Here is a 16,423-nt window from a genome sequence, read left to right as displayed (position 1 = left end):
TGGGAGGGTTATACCCCCATGTCGATACAAAGTGCAATTTCGTTTCGATATATTGACAATATTGCAATTCATGACCGATATTAGTTGCCGTGGCCGTGATTTCTCAGGCTGAGGCTCTTTCCAAGCAGCGCGCGGAGCAAGGCGACCCCTCCTTTGCGACGACGCTCGCGCATGGGCTCGACGTGCTGGCGGCATTCCGCTCGAGAGGCGGCCCGCTCTCGAACGCCGAGCTTGCCGAGCACACCGGGCTGTCGCGGCCGACGGTGTCGCGGCTGACCTACACGCTCGCGCAGCTCGGCTATCTCAAGCGCGACACCAAGGGCCGCTTCGTGCTCGGGCTAGGCGTGCTCGCAAACGCGTACCCGCTGCTCGCCGCGATCAAGGTGCGGCAGACCGCGCGTCCGCTGATGCGCGACTTTGCGGCCTACGCCGGCGGCACGGTGTCGATCGCGATGCCGTTCGGCCTCGATTTCATCTATGTGGAGACGCTGCGCACCACGGATGCAGCGCCGCATGTACCCGATGTCGGCTTTTCAAGCGCGATGTCGACGACCGCGGTCGGCCGCGCTCTGCTGTCGCTCTACACGAAGGATGAGCTAGAGGCCTATGTCACGGCGATGAAGGCGGAGCGCCCCGACGAAACCGAATACGTCGCGCGCCGAACGCTGCCGGACATCGAGCTCTGCAAGGAGCGCGGCTTCGCAGTATCACTGGGCGAATGGCGGCGCGAAATCTTTGGTGTCGCCGCTCCGCTCTATCGCACGCCGGGCGGCGACTGCCTCTCGGTCAATTGCGGCATCCCCTCGTTCCGCTTCAGCGCCGAGCAGGTCGAGCGCGAATGCGGGCCGCGCATCCTGGGGCTGGCACGCAGCATCCGTTCGCTGGTCGAGGACGCGACCTCGCCGCTTCGCTCGCGATGATGCGCCTGTGGCGCGTCACTTCTTTACCTTGCTCGCATCCATCTTGATCGACGTGTCCAGCATCTTCGTCGTGAACGCCGTCTGCACATCGAACGGCTTCTCCATGCCGAGATAGGTCTGCACCAGCTCGTAATCCTTCTTCATGCGCTCGCCGTCGATCCAGCCGAGCGCCTTGGTCGTGGTGAACTCATCGGTCATCAGAACCTTGATACGCTCCCACTGCCGCTGCTGATTCTCCTTGTCGAGACCGGAGACGTTATTCAACAGCGCTTTCAGGCAGGGCGTGACGTCGGCGACGCAGGCGGCAAAGGCCTTCTGCGTGATCTTCACAAAATCCTCCACTAGCTTCGGGTTCTTCTTGAGGTACGCGCCATTGACGATCAGCGCATTGCCGTACGGGTTGAGCCCGATATCCTTCCAGTTGAGGTAGCCGAGGTCGCTTCCGAACTCGATCACCTTCAGATCGTGCTCGTTGTAGAAGTCGCTGATGATGTCGGTGGCATGCGTCTTCAGCGCCGCGATCTTGGCGGTCGGTCCGACATTGACGAAGGTCACGGAATCAGGCGCAATCCCCGCCGCCTTCGCGAATGCTGGCCACATCACCCGTGACGCATCGCCGGGCGGATTGCCGATCTTGTGGCCGGGAAAATCCTTTGGTCCGTTCACGCCATAGCTCTTCAGCCAGTAGAACGTCTGACCGGTATTGGCATAGATGCTCATGACCGCCACATCGTCGGCGCCCTTGCTCTTCGCCACCAGCATGGTGGCGAGATCGGCGATGCCGAACGGCGAGCCGCCGGAGCCGACCTTGAGCGAGGACACGCCCGAGCCCTTGCCGATCTCGATGGTGAGATCGATGCCGGCCTTCTCGTACCAGCCCTGCGCTTTGGCGTAATAGAACGGCGAATGATCCGCGGTCGGCGTCCAGTTCAGCATCAGATTGACCGGCTCGGCGGCAGCGACGGGAGCCGCCGGAAGCACAAGTGCAAATGCTGCTCCCATCAACCTGGCATATTTTTTCATTGGCGACGTTCCCTCTCCACAACCCGTACTTGTCGATGCCCGTCGGTGACGCTACCAATGCAACCGCGGACGACACGACTTGTCAACTGTTTGGTTGGAAATGCCCGATAGACGTGCAAACGGCAAAAAGCCGCAACGGCGCAATCCCGAGGCGACACGGCAAAAGCTTCTGATCGCTGCCCGGCGCGAATTCGCCGACGGGGGGCTGGCCGGCGCCCGCGTCGACGAGATCGCCGCGCGGGCCGGCGTCAACAAGCAGCTCGTTTATCATTATTTCGGCGACAAGGATGCGCTCTATCTCGCGGTGCTGGAGTGGGTCTACGAGGAGATCCGCAACCACGAACACGCCCTCAACCTGGAGGGCCTGCCGCCGGAACAGGCGATCCGCAAGCTGATCGAAAGTTCCTTCGATCACCTCGACGCCCACCCGGACTTCATCGTGCTGCTGAACGACGAGAACCGCGGCGGCGCCCGCCACGTCCGCACCTCGCGCAAACTCGAGGCCATGCATTCGCCGCTGGTCAGCCTGGTCGACAAGATCCTGAAACAGGGCGTGCGCGAGGGGATCTTCCGGCGCGGCATCAATCCGGTCCATCTCTACATCTCGATCGCGGGGCTGAGCTATTTCTTCTTCTCCAACACGCCGACCCTGTCGGCGATCTTCGGCACGGACCTGAGCAAGCCGGCGGCGAAACGCGCCCGCCGCAAGCATGTGGTCGACCTGGTGCTCCAGGCTCTGCGGCCGTAGCAGCCGTCATTGCGAGGAGCGTGAGCTCCGAAGCAATCCAGACTGTCGCCGCGGAGCCAGTGTAGATTGCTTCGCTTTGCTCGCAATGACGGAGTAGGGCCGGGTCGGTCATTTATCAACCAAACGGTTGAAAGATGTCTGTTGCAGCAATAGGTTAGTCGGCAAGGAGGAGAGCAACGTGAACAGCGGCGGACGACCGGCAGGACCGGTGACAATCATCCTGGTCGTGCATCTGGCCGTGATCGTGCTGTGGCAGGTCGTGGTCGACGCTTTTCACGTTCCCAAATTCATCCTGCCTTCGCCGCTCGCGGCGCTTTCGACCCTTGGCAATGCTCAATATGCCTGGGCCTCCAATCTTCTCGTCACCGCGAGCGAAATCCTGGGCGGTTTCGCGCTCGGCGCCATCGTCGGCGTGGCGCTGGCGCTGATCTTCACCTGGTCGCGGGCAGTGGCGCTGATCCTGCTGCCGCTGTTCGTGACCCTGAACATGATTCCAAAGGTGGCGATGGGGCCGCTCGTCATCGTCTGGTTCTCCTACGGCATTTTCGCCAATGTCCTGATCGCGTTTTCCATCTGCTTCTTCCCGATCCTGCTCACGACCGCGCGCGGCCTCTCCGAGGTCGAGCCGGACCTGCTTGATCTCGTCAAGTCGCTACGCGGCTCGCGCTGGACCTTGTTCCGCAAGATCCAGCTCCCCGGCTCGCTGCCTTATGTGTTCTCCGGCATGAAGGTCGGCGCCATTCTTGCGGTCGCGGGCGCCATCGTCGGCGAGTTCATCGCCTCCGACCGCGGGCTCGGCTATCTCATGATCCAGGTGCAGTCCGCGCTCGATACGCCGGCGATGGTGATGGCGGTGATCCTGCTGACGCTGCTCGGCGTCGCCCTTTACGGCCTGGTGCTCGGCCTCGAACGGCTGTTCGTGGTCCGCGACATCCGCCTGCAATGAGACAATCAGGGAAGAGACATGCTGCTCTCGCGCGACAATCTGCCGGAGACTATCGCCGATATCGAAGCGCTCGACGAACTCCTGTGCCGCCCGAGCCAGGCGCTGATCGACGATCTCGGCAAGGTCGACGGCGATATCATGATCCTGGGCGTCGGCGGCAAGATGGGACCGACGCTGGCGGGCCTTGCCAAGGCGGCGCAGCCGAGCCGCAACGTGATCGGCGTCGCGCGCTTCAGCGAGCCAGGCGTGAGGGAATGGCTCGAGGCGCGCGGCGTCGGGACCATCCATTGCGATCTCCTGGATGCGGCCGCTGTCGACGCGTTGCCAAAGTCTGCCAACGTCATCTTCATGGCCGGACGCAAATTCGGCGCGGAGGGCAATCTGGCGCTGACCTGGGCGATGAACGCGCATGTGCCGGCGCTGGTCGCGCAGGCGTTCCGCACCTCGCGCATCGTCGCGTTCTCGACCGGCTGCGTCTATCCTTTCGTGCCGGTCGACGGCCAAGGCTCGGACGAGAGCATGGCGCCCAATCCGCCCGGCGAATACGCGCAATCCTGCGTCGGGCGCGAGCGCATGTTCGAGTATTTCTCGCACCAGTTCAAAACGCCGGGCCGCCTGTTCCGTCTCAATTATGCGATCGACATGCGCTATGGCGTGCTGCACGATATCGCGACCAAGGTCGCCTCCGGCAGGCCGATCGATGTCAGCCTCGGCCATGTCAACTTCATCTGGCAGGGCGATGCGGCGTCGCAAGCGCTGCGCTGCCTTGCCCATTGCGAGATGCCGACCTCTCCGATCAATGTCAGTGGCTATGAGATCCTCGCGGTGCGCGATCTCGCGGGCAAATTCGGCAAGCTGCTCGGTCGCGCGCCCGTGATTGTCGGCAAGGAAGAGCCGACCGCATGGCTCACCGACACCTCACAGGCAGTAAAATTGTTCGGCCTTCCCGTTGTCGATACCGGCCGGCTCATCAAATGGACTGCAGACTGGGTGTCGCGGTCGATGCCAAGCCTTGGCAAGCCGACGAAATACGAGGTGCGCGATGGCCGATACTGAGCATCTCGCCATCAGCCAGCTCGATCCACACGATGCCGCCGGCGGGCTGAAGCTCTCGACCGAAGCGCATTGGAATCAGAATGAGGCGGATTGGCAATTCTTCCTGACCAAAGGCATCGTATTCGGCACGCGCGACCGCAATGGCAATCTGGTCGCGACCGCAGCGCTGTTGCCGTATACCGAGACCGATGCCTGGATCAGCATGGTGCTGGTCACCGAAAGCTGGCGCCGTCGGGGGCTCGCGACGCGGCTGGTCGACGCCTGCCTCAACACCGCAACGAAGCTCGGTCTCACCACCTGGCTCGACGCGACGCCGGACGGCGCCCAAGTCTATGGTCCGCTTGGCTTCGCACCGACCATCCAGTTGCGGCGACTGCGGCTTGCGAACGCGCCAGGCAGTGGCGGCGCGCCCCTTCCCGCCGCTACACTAACGGAATTCCTGACTTGCGACATCGGAGCGATGGGCTTTGACCGCCGCGGCCTGCTGCAGGAGCTCAGCGGGCGCGCCGGCTCCCGGCTGATCTCCAACGGCGATGCCGTGGCATTGGTCCGCGACGGCCGTAGCGCGCGCCATATCGGTCCGCTGTTTGCCGAATCATCAGCCCATGCGCTTGCGATGGTCCGGAACGTTGCAGCCGCCGAGAGCGGTCCGCTCCTGATCGATGCCATTGCGGCGCAGACCGTATTTCTTGACGGACTCAAAGCGGACGGCTGGACGATCGAGCGGCCGTTCCAGCGCATGCGCTTCGGCCGCGCCACCGTCGCGGGTACGGAGCTGCCATTTGCCGTTGCCGGCCCGGAATTCGGATAGGACAGACCATGCATCACAGCGCAATCAAATCCGACGTCCGTCGCCTGATCGCCGAGGGCACGGTGCTGCCCGCCCATCCGCTCGCGCTCGACGCGAACCGCCGGCTCGATAAGGTCCATCAGCGCGCACTGACGCGTTACTACATCGACGCCGGCGCCGGTGGGCTCGCGGTCGGCGTCCACACCACGCAATTCGCGATCCGCGATGTTGGCCTGTACCGGCTGGTGCTGGAGCTTGCGGCGGAAACGGCGGCGCACTGGACCAAGCGGCCGCTGGTGCTGGTCGCCGGCCTCGTTGGTCCGACGCAGCAGGCGATATCGGAAGCAAAGATCGCCCGCGACATCGGCTATCATGCGGGCCTCCTCAGTCTCGCGGCGATGAAATCAGCCAGCGAGGACGAGATCGTCGCCCATTGCCGCAGCGTCGCCCGCGAAATCCCGCTGGTCGGCTTCTACCTGCAGCCCGCCGTCGGGGGTGTGATTCTCTCCGCGAATTTCTGGCGGCGCTTTGCCGAGATCGACAATGTGATTGCGATCAAGATCGCGCCGTTCAACCGCTACCGCACGCTCGATGTGCTCCGTGGCGTCGTCGCTGCCGGCGCACTCGACCGCATCACCCTCTATACCGGCAATGACGACCACATCCTGCTCGATCTGGCGCTACCTTTCGATCTCCGCGACAATGGCGTGACCACACGGACCCATATCCGCGGCGGCCTGCTCGGCCATTGGTCGGTGTGGACACAGACTGCGATCAAGCAGTTCGAAGCCTGCAAGGCCGCGCGCAACAAGGCAGTCGTGCCCGCCGATCTGCTCGCCCTCGATGCGCGCGTGACCGATTGCAACAGCGCCTTCTTCGATGTCGCCAATAACTTCCACGGCTGCATCGCCGGCTGCCATGAAGTGCTGCGGCGGCAGGGCCTGATGCAGGGCATCTGGTGCCTCGATCCGCACGAGGGCCTGAGCCCCGGGCAGATGCAGGAGATCGACCGCGTCTGTAACGAGCACGCCGACCTCTCTGATGACGACTTCGTCGCCGCCCATTTGTGGAAATGGCTGGCATGAGCGACGCCGCGCCCTTCATCAGCCTGCGCAATGTCCGCAAGGTCTATCGGTCGGGAGGGCAGGAGTTCCTCGCGGTCTCCGATGTCACCATGGACGTGCAGGAGGGCGAATTGGTCTCTCTCGTCGGTCCATCCGGTTGCGGCAAGACCACGGTGTTGAAGATCCTGGCGGGGCTGCATAGCGCCGACGGCGGGCATGTGACAATCGGCAACGCCCGGACGCCGTTCGATCCGGCCCGCGATATCGGCATGGTGTTCCAGCAGGCGCTGCTCCTGAAATGGCGTACGATCCTCGACAACGTGTTGCTGCCGGCCGAGATCGTCGGGCTGCCGATGAAGGCCGCGCGCGCACGGGCACGCGACCTCCTCAACCTGGTCGGGCTGTCCGGCTACGAGGACAAATATCCGCAGCAATTGTCCGGCGGCATGCAGCAGCGCGCGGCGATTGCACGCGCTTTCATCCATGATCCCAAGCTGATCCTGATGGACGAACCGTTCGGCGCCCTGGATGCGCTGACGCGCGAGCAGATGAATCTGGAGATGCTGAAGATCTGGCGCGAGAGCGGCAAGACCATCCTGTTCGTCACGCACTCGATCCAGGAGGCGGTATTCCTCGCCTCCCACTGCGCGGTGCTCACAGCAGGTCCGGCGCGCATGGCGGAATACTTCAGAATCGATCTGCCGTCGCCGCGCACGTTGCCGATCAAGACCACCGATGAATTCGGCGCCTATGCGCGGCGTATCTATCAAAGCCTTGGACTCGCCGCGAGCTAGCCCTCAGTGCATTCCGAGCAGTCTCGGCAGGAACAGCGTGAGCTCCGGCCAATACGTCACGAGGATGAGGAAGCCGAGCATCGTGAGCAGCCATGGCAGGACCGAGACCGCCAGATCCGTGATGCGCATTCCCGCTATCATCGACGCGACATACAGGTTCAGGCCGACCGGAGGATGGCAGAGACCGACCTCCATATTGACGTCGATCACGATGCCGAAATGGACGAGATCGATGCCGAGCTTCTTGGCCGCCGGCGCCAGGATCGGCGCCATGATCAGGATGATCGAGTTCGGCTCCATGAAGTTTCCGGCGGCGAGCAACAGGATGTTGACGAGCGCCAGGAAGCCGACCCAGCCGAGATTCTGCCCTATGATCCAGTCGGCGAGCGCGGCCGGAATGTTTTCATTGCTGAGCACAAACGAGAACAGCACCGCGTTGGTGATGATGTAGAGCAGCATCGCGCTGGTATTCGCGGCACGCAACAGCACCCGCGGCACGTCCTTGAAGCTGAGCGCCTTGTAGACGAACACCGAAATGAGGAACGAATAGACCGCGGCCATCGCCGCCGCCTCTGTCGCGGTGAACAGTCCGCTATAGATGCCGCCGATAATGATCACGACCAGCATCAGCCCCCAGATGCTCTCGCGGAACGCGTGCCAGGTCTCGGCCCAGCTTGCCTTTTTCATCAACGGATAGTCGCGCTTGCGTGCCAGGTACCAGGTCACCACGCACAGCATGACGGTAAGCAGCGAACCCGGCAGCAGCCCGGCGACGAACAGCGCGCCGATCGAGGTGTTGGTTGCGACCGCATAGACGATCTTCGGGATCGACGGCAACATCAGGATGCCGAGCGAGCCCGCGACCGTGATGATGCCGGCGCCGAACCGCATTGGATATCCGTGCCTGACCATTTCGGGCAACACGATGGCGCCGATCGCGGCAACGGTGGCGACGCTCGATCCACACACCAGCGCGAACATCGCGCAAGCCACGATACCGGCAAGGCCAAGCCCGCCATGCAGGTGTCCGATCAGCGAGGTCGCGAAGTTGATCATCCGCCGGGCGACGCCGCCATGGGTCAGAAAATTGCCGGCAAGGATGAAGAACGGGATCGCCATGATCTCGAAACTCTCGATGCCCGTAAAGAGCTTCATCGAGACTGCCTCGATCGGCACCGCGGTCAGCGTGAACAGGAAGGTCATCACGGTCAGGCCGAGCGCGATCGAGACCGGAATTCCCGTGAGCATCAACGAGATCAGCAGCGCGAAGATGGTGGCGGCGCGCAACGCCTGTGGCAGCACGAGGATGCCGGACTTCTCGGCGAGGCAGATCGCAAAGATGAGGATCGGCACCAGAATCAGGATAACCCCGAGTGGGCTGACCTTGCGCGCGGCGGCCTCGGTTGCGGCATCCGCCGGCTGCGGATGGAGCGCCGGCGAGACGTCCGCCTCCGCCTCGACACCTTCGACATGGGTCTCGTCGTGGTGGGGCAAATCCCCGGTCCAGAAGTAGAACCACGAGACCTGCAGGAAGCGGTAGCACATCAGGCCCGAACCGAGCGGGATAGCCAGATAGACAATCCACATCGGCGCTTCGAGGTCGTTCGATTGCTGGCCGGTCTGGAACATCTCGCCGACAAATGATGCGCCGAACGCCGCGATCATGCCGGTGAAGAGCGCGCCGCACAGCAGCGCGAACAGAATTACCTGCTTGCGCGAGTGCGCCGGCAGACGGTTGACGAGGATGTCGACGCCGACATGGATGCCGGTGCGCACGCCATAGGCGGCGCCGAACTTCGCCATCCAGATGAACATGTAGATGCAGAGCTCCTGCGCCCAGGACAGATCGAGCTGGGCGAGCCAGGAGAAGATGCCCTTCATCGCAGACGCGAGCAGCGTGAGCCCGTGCGCGGTCGCCCATTTGGCGACATCGGCCGACAACCCGGTGCCGTAGCGGTGGACGACGGCTACGAAGATCAATCCCGTGGCGGCCGCAATGAGCGTCGCGATCAGCCATTCTTCGAGATGATCGAGCACATTATTCAACGCGCGAAGCAAATCAGTCCCCCAAAATCAGCTCGCATCCAACATCGAAACGGCCGGGAGTGTGCTTCACTCCCGACCGTTCTGTTCTTGTTATTTTCCGGAAGGGTCGATCGTCAATTCATCTTGACGTCGAGTTCCTTGGAGATCAGATCGAGCACCTCCTGCCCGACCCGTCCCTTCGCCCACTTGTACGTCGGCTGCATTGCCGTCTGCCACGCCTTGCGGTCATCGTCGGTCAGGTAATGCAGCGTGGTCTTGCCCGACGCCTTGATCGCGGCCAGCGCGTCCTCGTTCTCCTTGCGCGCGATCGAGTTGGTATAGTCGGTCGCCTCCGCCATCGCCTTCTCCAGCTCGCTGCGGATATCCGGCGGCAAGCCGCTCCAGAATTTCGAATTGACGATCACGGCATACTGCAGGTGCGCGTGATAGGACACCGTGATGTCCTTCTGCACTTCGTAGAACTTCTGGGTCAGGTAGTTCGAGGGCGTGTTCTCGCAACCGTCGACCACGCCGGTCTGCAGCGCAGAGTAGACTTCCGAGAACGCCATGATTTGCGGGATCGATCCGAGATTGCGGAAATACTGGTCGGCGATTTTCGATCCGGAAATGCGGATCTTGAGGCCTTGGAAATCCGCGGGCTTGATCAGCGGCCGATTGGCCGACATCATGTGGAAGCCGTTGTCCCAATAGGCAAGGCCGGTGATGCCCTTGACCTCGAGCTTCTTGAACAGGTATTGGCCGACCGGCCCCTTCATGGCCTTCGCATAGGTCTCGTCGTCCTTGAACAGCCAAGGCAGATCCAGCGCCTCGAATTCCTTCACACCGAGCGGGGCGAATTTCGAGGTGGATGGGGCGAGCATCTGCACCGAGCCGAGCTGCAGCGCCTCGATCTCCTCCTTGTCCTTGTAGAGCGAGGAGTTCGGATAAACCTCAACCTTGACCTTGCCGTTGGTGTACTTTTCGGCAAGCTCCTTGAATTTGAGCGCACCCTTGCCTTTCGGCGTGTCGGCGGCAACGACATGGCTGAACTTGATGACGATCGGCTCGTCCGCCAATGCAGCGGCCGGCGCCATCATGAAGACGGCGGCAACAGTAGCAAGAATCAACTTACGCATGAATCTCCCCTCTTTGAGCTCGCGCTGAAATCGCGTGTTTTTCTTCTTGGTTTGGTTGCTCTACTGGCAGCAAACACAAAACGCAACAACTAGACCTAAGCCGCATTCCACATGGCTCGCGCTCCGCGCCGATCAGCGCTTGCGCTGCGCTACCATGAACAGCCTCCGAAAGGGAAAAAGCGTCTGTCCGGACGCGTTCTTGGGGTAGGCTTTTGCCACGCGCTCGCCGTAGGCGGCCTCGAAGGCTGCCTTCTCCTCACCCTGCAGAATATCGAGATAGCGCGTGAGCCATGTGCCTTTGGTCCATTCCTTGACAGGGTTCTCCCCCTCCAGCACCTGGAGGTATTCGGTATTCCAGATATCGATGGTGTCGGACAACGGGGCGAGCAGGCCGTGATAGAATCCAGGCTCGCCGACGGGTGGCGGCGTCACCAGATGCTCCACCTTGCCGCGCCAGGGTCCGTTGAGGGCGGTTTCCGCAATCAGCAAATGCGAAGGCGCGGTAAAATTCCGCGGCATCTGCACCGCGAGGATGCCGCCGGGCTCGACCTTCTGCATCAGGGCGGGAAACAGGCTCGCGTGGTCCGGCAACCAATGCAGCGCCGCATTCGAATAGATCACGTCGTATTTCTGCGCGGGACGCCAGGAGGCCAGATCCTGCTGCAGCCATTCGATCTCGGGCGCGGCCTTCTTCCCGGCGGCGACCATTTCGGCCGAGCCTTCGACGCCGGTGACGGCTGCCTCCGGCCATCGCTCCTTGATGAGCTTTGTGACGTTACCCGCACCCGCGCCAAGGTCGGCGACGCTGCGAACGGCAAAGTCCGAAATGCGTATCAAGAGATCGACCGCCGGCCTCAGCCTGTGGCCGGAGAACTTCAGGTATTGCTGGGGATCCCACACCATCGTGCAACCAACTTTATTTTCTTCGACCGATATGCTTGCTGTGAGCGGCGGCCTGCGTACTACACGCGCGGCCCTCGCAACGCAATTCATCTTGACGGAAAGAACGGACATGGATCTGGAGCTTAAGTCCAAGACGGCAGTGGTCACGGGAGCCAGCATCGGGATCGGGCGCGCGATCGCCAGGGGGCTGGCGGAGGAAGGCACGCGCGTGGTCGCGGTGGCAAGGCGAAAGGAGCTCCTGGACACGCTGGTAGCGGAGACCAAGGCCGCCGGCGGCACCATCATCCCGCTGGTGCAGGACATCGTGGCCGAAGGCGCCGCAAACAAGCTTGCTGCCGCTGCCATCGCCGAGCTCGGCCATGTCGATATCCTGGTCAACAATGCCGGCGGCAGCCGGCCGCTTCCGGTCGATGCGCCCGACAGCGCCTGGGATGAGGCCATTGCGCTCAATTTCACCAGCTACCGGAAGATCGCGCATGCACTGTTGCCGCAGATGATCCAGCGCCGCTGGGGCCGCATCATCAACATCACCGGCAAGTCGGAGCCGGAGGGTCTGAACGCGGCATTTGCGGCCAAGGCTGCGGTCCATGCGTGGGCCAAGGGTCTGTCGCGCGAGATCGGCGAGCACGGCATCACCATCAACTGCATTCCGCCAGGACGCATCATGAGCGAGCAGATCCGGCGCAACTATCCGGAGGATTACCGCGAGCGATTTGCCGAAGAGGAAATTCCCGTTGGCTTCTGGGGTGAGCCCGAAGACCTCGCCGTGCTCGCCATTTTCCTGGCCTCGCCGCGGGCGCGCTATATCACCGGCACGGTGATCCCGGTCGATGGCGGATTGCGCCGCTATCAGTTCTAGGCCAAGCGAGCGTCGCAAATACAAACAAGAACCCGATGAGGCCGGGGGCATGGCGCGAGCGCGCGTTTGCCAACCCCCTGCGATTCCCGTTGCCGCGATGGTCCGTCCATATTCAACTGTCAAACAGCCATACCGTCATTGCGAGCCAACGGGTCCGCGCGAAGCGCGGCCCGATGACAGGCTCCGCGAAGCAATCCATAGCGCCGCAAGTTGAGAGCTGGATTGCTTCGTCGCTTCGCTCCTCGCAATGACGACGGTGAGACACACCTCCGCGTTCCCGCGGCTCGAAAAGCCCGAGTGATGCATCATTCGCCGCCCTCGAAAATCAGGAGGGCGCAGGGAATGCCGGGTGCCGTTGCACCCGCGAGCCTCGCGTGCAGCAAATGCGCAAAAAACGCACACGAGTCATCAACAGGTACAACCGAACACACTCCGGCATTCCCTGCGCGATGGTTTACGGCTTATACGTGGTCTCCCCGGAGTACCGGGCTTGTTAGCCTCCGTCGCCTCGCGGTCATCATCCGCGAGACTTGACGCCAGCGTCGGGGCGTCAGGACCGCACGATTTCGCTCGTCCGCAAGGAATGCTTTCGTCGGCGCGGCAAGCCGCGCTGAGCACCCTCACGTCCACCGCATCCCGTGTCCAACGTCCGTGACGATCGCGATACGTCCCTCTCAAGGGACTCGGGATGCGGGGAGACAACCATGATTTTCTGTAAAACGGAAACAGAATATTTTTCGCGGAAGGGCTTGACTTAACCCAAATGACTTCTGATTAGACGAAGTGATTTGCCTGTCGGGTCATCACATCTCGTTATTTGGGGACAATCCGCTGCCCGAGGGCGCGCAGGCTCAACTTGACGGGCCAAGGAGAGGTTTGGTCTCTATCCGCCCGAAAGCAGACGTATTGTGCTCACACGCGGAGTTTGGCGTTTCAAGTGAAGGGTTTCGGATGCCGGCCGTTTGAGGCTCCGCCGTGGACTTGCGGACCGCCACGTCTTCGATCATCCCGCGCAACAAGCTAATGGTCCTACTCGTCAGGATGCCCTGTCGCCTATTGCTTTGCTGTGCCGCCAGCCGCAATGCCCTACCGCGCGAGCGGTTTAGTCCTTTGACCCAGAACGCAAGTCAGGATTATGCGCGTATATGCCCCAATGCCCTCAAATCCAGGAATCAAATTCATGTTGAACGCCATGCGTTTTGCACCAGTCCCGGAACCCATCGACCGCGTTCAATTGGCCCGAAAACTTCTCACGCAGCAGTTCGAAAGCAAGCTTGGTCACCGAAGCCGGCGGCACCCGCACCCAAAATTCGTAGTCGCCGTCGCCCCAAATACGGGTGACGGAGGGGCCGATATCCTGCGCTTCCATTTTGATCGTGCCATCGTCATCAAATGACAGGCGTACCGAGCGAAACTCGGCTCCCCCTTGGCGGGCAATTTCAAGTACCTGGCTAGCCATATTTCGTTACCTCAAAAACCCGTGCCAACGAAAATAGCGTTTGCAGCCGCTCCCTGCGCTTCTTTATCGGCAGATTCGCGTGCTGGAAGATTTTTAGTCTGCGAAATGTAACTCGCCAAGCGGTAGAGAATGAAGATGGATTTGCAATGAGGCGTGACCTAAAAAGAGTCATGCCAAGCTGCCTGACTCATTGCAAAGGTGCATCTGCTTCTTCCATAGTAAACTGCCCGATTCGACCCCGTTCGAATGATGAATATGCAGAATATGCAGGTGAGGAACAGACTCAACTCTGATCCAGTGGAGCCAGCAGGGAGCAGACAATGAGATCAATACTTATCGCAATGTTAGCTGCCTGGGCTTCAAGTGCACAAGCATTGCCCTGCGTACTTACAGAGGCCGATTACGCATCAATTGCGCAAGCGCATCTCCATTACAACAAAGCGGCCATCGGTGCGCTCCCTCCGCGCGATCAGCGGGAATTATGTCGCGCACGTCTGCTCATCGAGTTTGCTAAGGGCAAGACTGCAGAGCAAATAGCTCAAAATTGCACTGCGGGCGATATTCCAATTGACTTTAACCGGTACATTAGTTCAGCGGAATGGGAGAGCCTAAAAAACCTGAGAAGCGCCGTCGCCGAGATCATGGCCGATGCATCGGGAACCGCAAAAATAGATGCGCCGCCAAGGTGTACAGCCAAATTGGGGCCGCAACTTAGATAGGGGCGCGCACTGGGGAACCAAGTGGTGACGTAATATCATGAAAGCTCTTTTTCTTGCTCTTGCCCTTTGCGCCGTCTCTCTCGGCCTGGCCAGCTAAGCGCGCGCTGCAACGTATCGTGATCCCTGACGCCTTTTTCGCCAGCCACAGCACTCAGATCGTCGCGCTCGCTAAGCGTTTCAGACTGCCGGCAGTCTATCCTTATCGGTATTACGTGGCGCAGGGTGGGCTCCTGAGCTACGGCGTCAACAATGTTGATCTGTTCCGACAGACCGCACCCTACATCGATCGCATCTTCCGAGGCGCGAAGCCCTCCGATCTGCCGGTCCAGCAGCCGACCCGTTTTGATCTTGTCATCAACATGAAGACTGCCAAGGCTCTCGGCCTGACCGTGCCCCAGACGCTGCAGGCAAGTGCGGACGAGGTGATCGAATAGGACGCATTTGCCGCGATGCATGAGTCCGAAAGTGTGAAGAGTTTCGGATGCCGTCCGCTTGAGGGACGGCGCCGCGTGTTCGGCGGCCGTCGCAATACTGTGGCCTTCAACTCCTCGACCCAAGGGGCCGTCGGGTGATAAGGTTTTCCTTAACCAAAGGGAGGGATGTCATGGAAATCCGGGCATTCGGCTATCTCGGCGTCGGAACCGCGAAACTAGACGACTGGACGGCGTTGGCGACGAAGGGCCTCGGCATGGAAGCTGTCGATCGCGGCGGCAGCACGCGCGCCTTCCGCATGGATGACCGAAAGCAGCGCCTTGTGCTCGACGGCGCCGTGCCCAGCGGTATGAACTATTTTGGCTGGGAGGTCGCGGACGCCGCCGCACTGGAGGCGCTTGCTGCAAGGCTGGAGCAGGCCGACGTTGCCGTGCAGCGCGAGCCGGTTGCGCTTGCGGACCAGCGCTTTGTGTCCGGCCTGATCTCGTTTTGCGATCCAGCCGGCAATCGTTTGGAAGCGTTCCACGGCGCCGCGGTTGCTGATACGCCGTTTCGCCCCAGCCGCTTGATTTCGGGATTTCGCGCTGGGCCGCTCGGGATGGGGCATGTTCTGGTCACGGTGCAAAACATCGAAGGCGCATTGGCGTTCTACCGCGACCTGCTCGGCTTTCGCATCAGCGATTATTCGCTCGCGCCGATCAAGGCCTATTTCCTGCACGTCAATCCGCGGCACCACAGCATCGCCCTCGTCGAGGCACCGGTGAATGTTCTCAACCATCTGATGGTCGAACTCTATTCGCTAGACGATGTCGGCCAGGGTTATGACCTGGCGCTGATGGATCGCGAGAAGATTGTTGCCACGCTTGGCCGTCACAGCAACGATTTCATGACGTCCTTCTACATGCGCACGCCATCGGAGTTTTTTCTCGAATATGGCTGGGGCGGCCGCGACGTGGACGACGCCACGTGGCAGCCGCACGAGGTAGATACGCTGGCGAGTTTTTGGGGCCATGATGGACTGTTCCGTGCTGTTGGCGGCGAGGATCCGCCTGCCGAGCTGCGGCATGATGCACAGAACCAGCAGAGGCGGGCGCCCGTTCAGGTGATCGACGGCAATTACGCGCGCCTCAAAGGCGTCTGCCCTTGGTGGGATGCCATGAAGGCGCAGAGCCGGCAATGACAATCGGCGCCGTCGGGAGGTGAACGAGTTCGCGACGCGCCGATTCAACTAAAAATCATCCTGCATTAGTCGTCGCTCACAGGCGACGTCACCACCAGAAACACCAGATCGACCAGTCCGGTGTTCGAGATCGCGTGCTCGACGCCGGGCGGCAGGAAGATCACATCGTGCTTGCGCACGACTTGCTTCTCGTTGCCGATCTCCATCAGCCCCTCGCCTTCGAGCACGGTAAGCCCCCGGTGAGGGCCGCCTTCCCGGATTGTGCTCGATCATGAGATGATTTGCTCATTAATTTGCAAGCAAATGAGCAAACGTGACGACGGTTACGGTTCTGTCCGGTCCAGAGAGGCGACGGCGGTGGACGACTGC

At 61.4% G+C, this 16,423-nt stretch carries 17 protein-coding genes and 1 pseudogene; 11 read left to right on the top strand and 7 right to left on the bottom strand.

What is annotated here, in order from left to right; translation table 11 throughout:
* Positions 1-89 precede the first annotated feature (89 nt).
* Positions 90-920 carry an IclR family transcriptional regulator gene (locus VKR55_RS26775; RefSeq protein ID WP_324408133.1) on the top strand — a complete coding sequence of 277 codons (831 nt, stop codon included), beginning with the start codon at positions 90-92 and terminating at the stop codon, positions 918-920.
* A 15-nt stretch (positions 921-935) separates the two neighbouring features.
* Here VKR55_RS26775 and VKR55_RS26770 read toward each other — a convergent pair whose 3' ends face one another.
* Positions 936-1,943: an ABC transporter substrate-binding protein gene (locus VKR55_RS26770; RefSeq protein ID WP_324408131.1), complete on the bottom strand. Its 1,008-nt coding sequence runs from the start codon at positions 1,941-1,943 to the stop codon at positions 936-938.
* 100 nt (positions 1,944-2,043) lie between these two features.
* Here VKR55_RS26770 and VKR55_RS26765 point away from each other — a divergent pair, with 100 nt between their 5' ends.
* From VKR55_RS26765 to VKR55_RS26740, 6 genes are all read left to right on the top strand, one after another.
* Positions 2,044-2,691 carry a TetR/AcrR family transcriptional regulator gene (locus VKR55_RS26765; protein WP_324408129.1) on the top strand — a complete coding sequence of 216 codons (648 nt, stop codon included), beginning with the start codon at positions 2,044-2,046 and terminating at the stop codon, positions 2,689-2,691.
* Positions 2,692-2,869: 178 nt separating this feature from the next.
* On the top strand, positions 2,870-3,637 hold the full coding sequence (locus tag VKR55_RS26760) for an ABC transporter permease (RefSeq protein ID WP_324408127.1): 768 nt from the start codon (positions 2,870-2,872) through the stop codon (positions 3,635-3,637).
* Between the two features lie 18 nt (positions 3,638-3,655).
* Entirely contained in the window at positions 3,656-4,693 is a 1,038-nt protein-coding gene (locus VKR55_RS26755; RefSeq protein WP_324408126.1) for an NAD-dependent epimerase/dehydratase family protein, read from the top strand.
* Complete coding sequence (locus VKR55_RS26750; RefSeq protein WP_324408124.1) at positions 4,680-5,504, top strand: GNAT family N-acetyltransferase; 825 nt, start codon at positions 4,680-4,682, stop codon at positions 5,502-5,504. Before VKR55_RS26755 ends, VKR55_RS26750 begins: the two co-directional genes overlap by 14 nt.
* Positions 5,505-5,512: 8 nt before the next feature.
* A complete protein-coding gene (locus VKR55_RS26745) occupies positions 5,513-6,568 on the top strand; it encodes a dihydrodipicolinate synthase family protein (protein ID WP_324408122.1) in 1,056 nt (351 codons plus the stop codon).
* Positions 6,556-7,341, top strand: coding sequence for an ABC transporter ATP-binding protein (locus VKR55_RS26740; protein ID WP_324408120.1), 786 nt, complete (start codon positions 6,556-6,558; stop codon positions 7,339-7,341). Before VKR55_RS26745 ends, VKR55_RS26740 begins: the two co-directional genes overlap by 13 nt.
* A 3-nt stretch (positions 7,342-7,344) precedes the next feature.
* Here the strand turns inward: VKR55_RS26740 and VKR55_RS26735 are convergent, their stop codons facing one another.
* The 4 genes and pseudogenes from VKR55_RS26735 to VKR55_RS26720 form a co-directional block, all read right to left on the bottom strand.
* On the bottom strand, positions 7,345-8,628 hold the full coding sequence (locus tag VKR55_RS26735) for a TRAP transporter large permease (RefSeq protein ID WP_324408270.1): 1,284 nt from the start codon (positions 8,626-8,628) through the stop codon (positions 7,345-7,347).
* 249 nt (positions 8,629-8,877) lie between these two features.
* Positions 8,878-9,222: pseudogene (locus VKR55_RS26730) on the bottom strand (TRAP transporter small permease); the annotation flags it as partial.
* 278 nt (positions 9,223-9,500) lie between these two features.
* Positions 9,501-10,502, bottom strand: coding sequence for a TRAP transporter substrate-binding protein (locus VKR55_RS26725; RefSeq protein WP_324408119.1), 1,002 nt, complete (start codon positions 10,500-10,502; stop codon positions 9,501-9,503).
* A gap of 132 nt (positions 10,503-10,634) precedes the next feature.
* The gene (locus VKR55_RS26720) at positions 10,635-11,405 is read right to left on the bottom strand and encodes a methyltransferase domain-containing protein (RefSeq protein ID WP_324408117.1); all 771 of its coding nucleotides are present in this window, start codon (positions 11,403-11,405) and stop codon (positions 10,635-10,637) included.
* Positions 11,406-11,514: 109 nt separating this feature from the next.
* On the opposite strand from VKR55_RS26720, the gene VKR55_RS26715 reads away from it, so the two are divergent.
* Positions 11,515-12,264 (top strand): SDR family oxidoreductase, encoded by a 750-nt coding sequence (locus VKR55_RS26715; RefSeq protein WP_324408116.1) that lies wholly within the window; start codon positions 11,515-11,517, stop codon positions 12,262-12,264.
* 1,159 nt (positions 12,265-13,423) lie between these two features.
* Here the strand turns inward: VKR55_RS26715 and VKR55_RS26710 are convergent.
* Positions 13,424-13,723 (bottom strand): hypothetical protein, encoded by a 300-nt coding sequence (locus VKR55_RS26710; protein WP_324408114.1) that lies wholly within the window; start codon positions 13,721-13,723, stop codon positions 13,424-13,426.
* A 320-nt stretch (positions 13,724-14,043) separates the two neighbouring features.
* Between VKR55_RS26710 and VKR55_RS26705 the strand changes: the two genes are divergently transcribed.
* From VKR55_RS26705 to VKR55_RS26695, 3 genes are all read left to right on the top strand, one after another.
* On the top strand, positions 14,044-14,442 hold the full coding sequence (locus VKR55_RS26705) for a hypothetical protein (protein WP_324408113.1): 399 nt from the start codon (positions 14,044-14,046) through the stop codon (positions 14,440-14,442).
* Positions 14,443-14,558: 116 nt separating this feature from the next.
* The gene (locus VKR55_RS26700; RefSeq protein ID WP_324408111.1) at positions 14,559-14,876 is read left to right on the top strand and encodes an ABC transporter substrate binding protein; all 318 of its coding nucleotides are present in this window, start codon (positions 14,559-14,561) and stop codon (positions 14,874-14,876) included.
* A gap of 170 nt (positions 14,877-15,046) precedes the next feature.
* Positions 15,047-16,054, top strand: a complete 1,008-nt coding sequence (locus VKR55_RS26695) for a VOC family protein (RefSeq protein ID WP_324408109.1) — start codon at positions 15,047-15,049, stop codon at positions 16,052-16,054.
* A 65-nt stretch (positions 16,055-16,119) separates the two neighbouring features.
* Here the strand turns inward: VKR55_RS26695 and VKR55_RS26690 are convergent, their stop codons facing one another.
* Positions 16,120-16,281, bottom strand: a complete 162-nt coding sequence (locus VKR55_RS26690) for a cupin domain-containing protein (protein WP_324408108.1) — start codon at positions 16,279-16,281, stop codon at positions 16,120-16,122.
* Between the last annotated feature and the right edge of the window lie 142 nt (positions 16,282-16,423).

The sequence above is a fragment of the Bradyrhizobium sp. genome, from assembly GCF_035309285.1.
Taxonomy (GTDB): domain Bacteria; phylum Pseudomonadota; class Alphaproteobacteria; order Rhizobiales; family Xanthobacteraceae; genus Bradyrhizobium.
Note: the sequence above shows the minus strand (reverse complement) of the source record. Positions and strands in the feature narration are given on the sequence as shown.

Bases quoted from the DNA above. Each gene is read 5' to 3' on its own strand.
- VKR55_RS26770 (WP_324408131.1), bottom strand. From the start codon at position 1,943: ATGAAAAAATATGCCAGGTTGATGGGAGCAGCATTTGCACTTGTGCTT.
- VKR55_RS26765 (WP_324408129.1), top strand. From the start codon at position 2,044: ATGCCCGATAGACGTGCAAACGGCAAAAAGCCGCAACGGCGCAATCCC.
- VKR55_RS26755 (WP_324408126.1), top strand. From the start codon at position 3,656: ATGCTGCTCTCGCGCGACAATCTGCCGGAGACTATCGCCGATATCGAA.
- VKR55_RS26750 (WP_324408124.1), top strand. From the start codon at position 4,680: ATGGCCGATACTGAGCATCTCGCCATCAGCCAGCTCGATCCACACGAT.
- VKR55_RS26745 (WP_324408122.1), top strand. From the start codon at position 5,513: ATGCATCACAGCGCAATCAAATCCGACGTCCGTCGCCTGATCGCCGAG.
- VKR55_RS26740 (WP_324408120.1), top strand. From the start codon at position 6,556: ATGGCTGGCATGAGCGACGCCGCGCCCTTCATCAGCCTGCGCAATGTC.
- VKR55_RS26725 (WP_324408119.1), bottom strand. From the start codon at position 10,502: ATGCGTAAGTTGATTCTTGCTACTGTTGCCGCCGTCTTCATGATGGCG.
- VKR55_RS26720 (WP_324408117.1), bottom strand. From the start codon at position 11,405: ATGGTGTGGGATCCCCAGCAATACCTGAAGTTCTCCGGCCACAGGCTG.
- VKR55_RS26715 (WP_324408116.1), top strand. From the start codon at position 11,515: ATGGATCTGGAGCTTAAGTCCAAGACGGCAGTGGTCACGGGAGCCAGC.
- VKR55_RS26710 (WP_324408114.1), bottom strand. From the start codon at position 13,723: ATGGCTAGCCAGGTACTTGAAATTGCCCGCCAAGGGGGAGCCGAGTTT.
- VKR55_RS26705 (WP_324408113.1), top strand. From the start codon at position 14,044: ATGAGATCAATACTTATCGCAATGTTAGCTGCCTGGGCTTCAAGTGCA.
- VKR55_RS26695 (WP_324408109.1), top strand. From the start codon at position 15,047: ATGGAAATCCGGGCATTCGGCTATCTCGGCGTCGGAACCGCGAAACTA.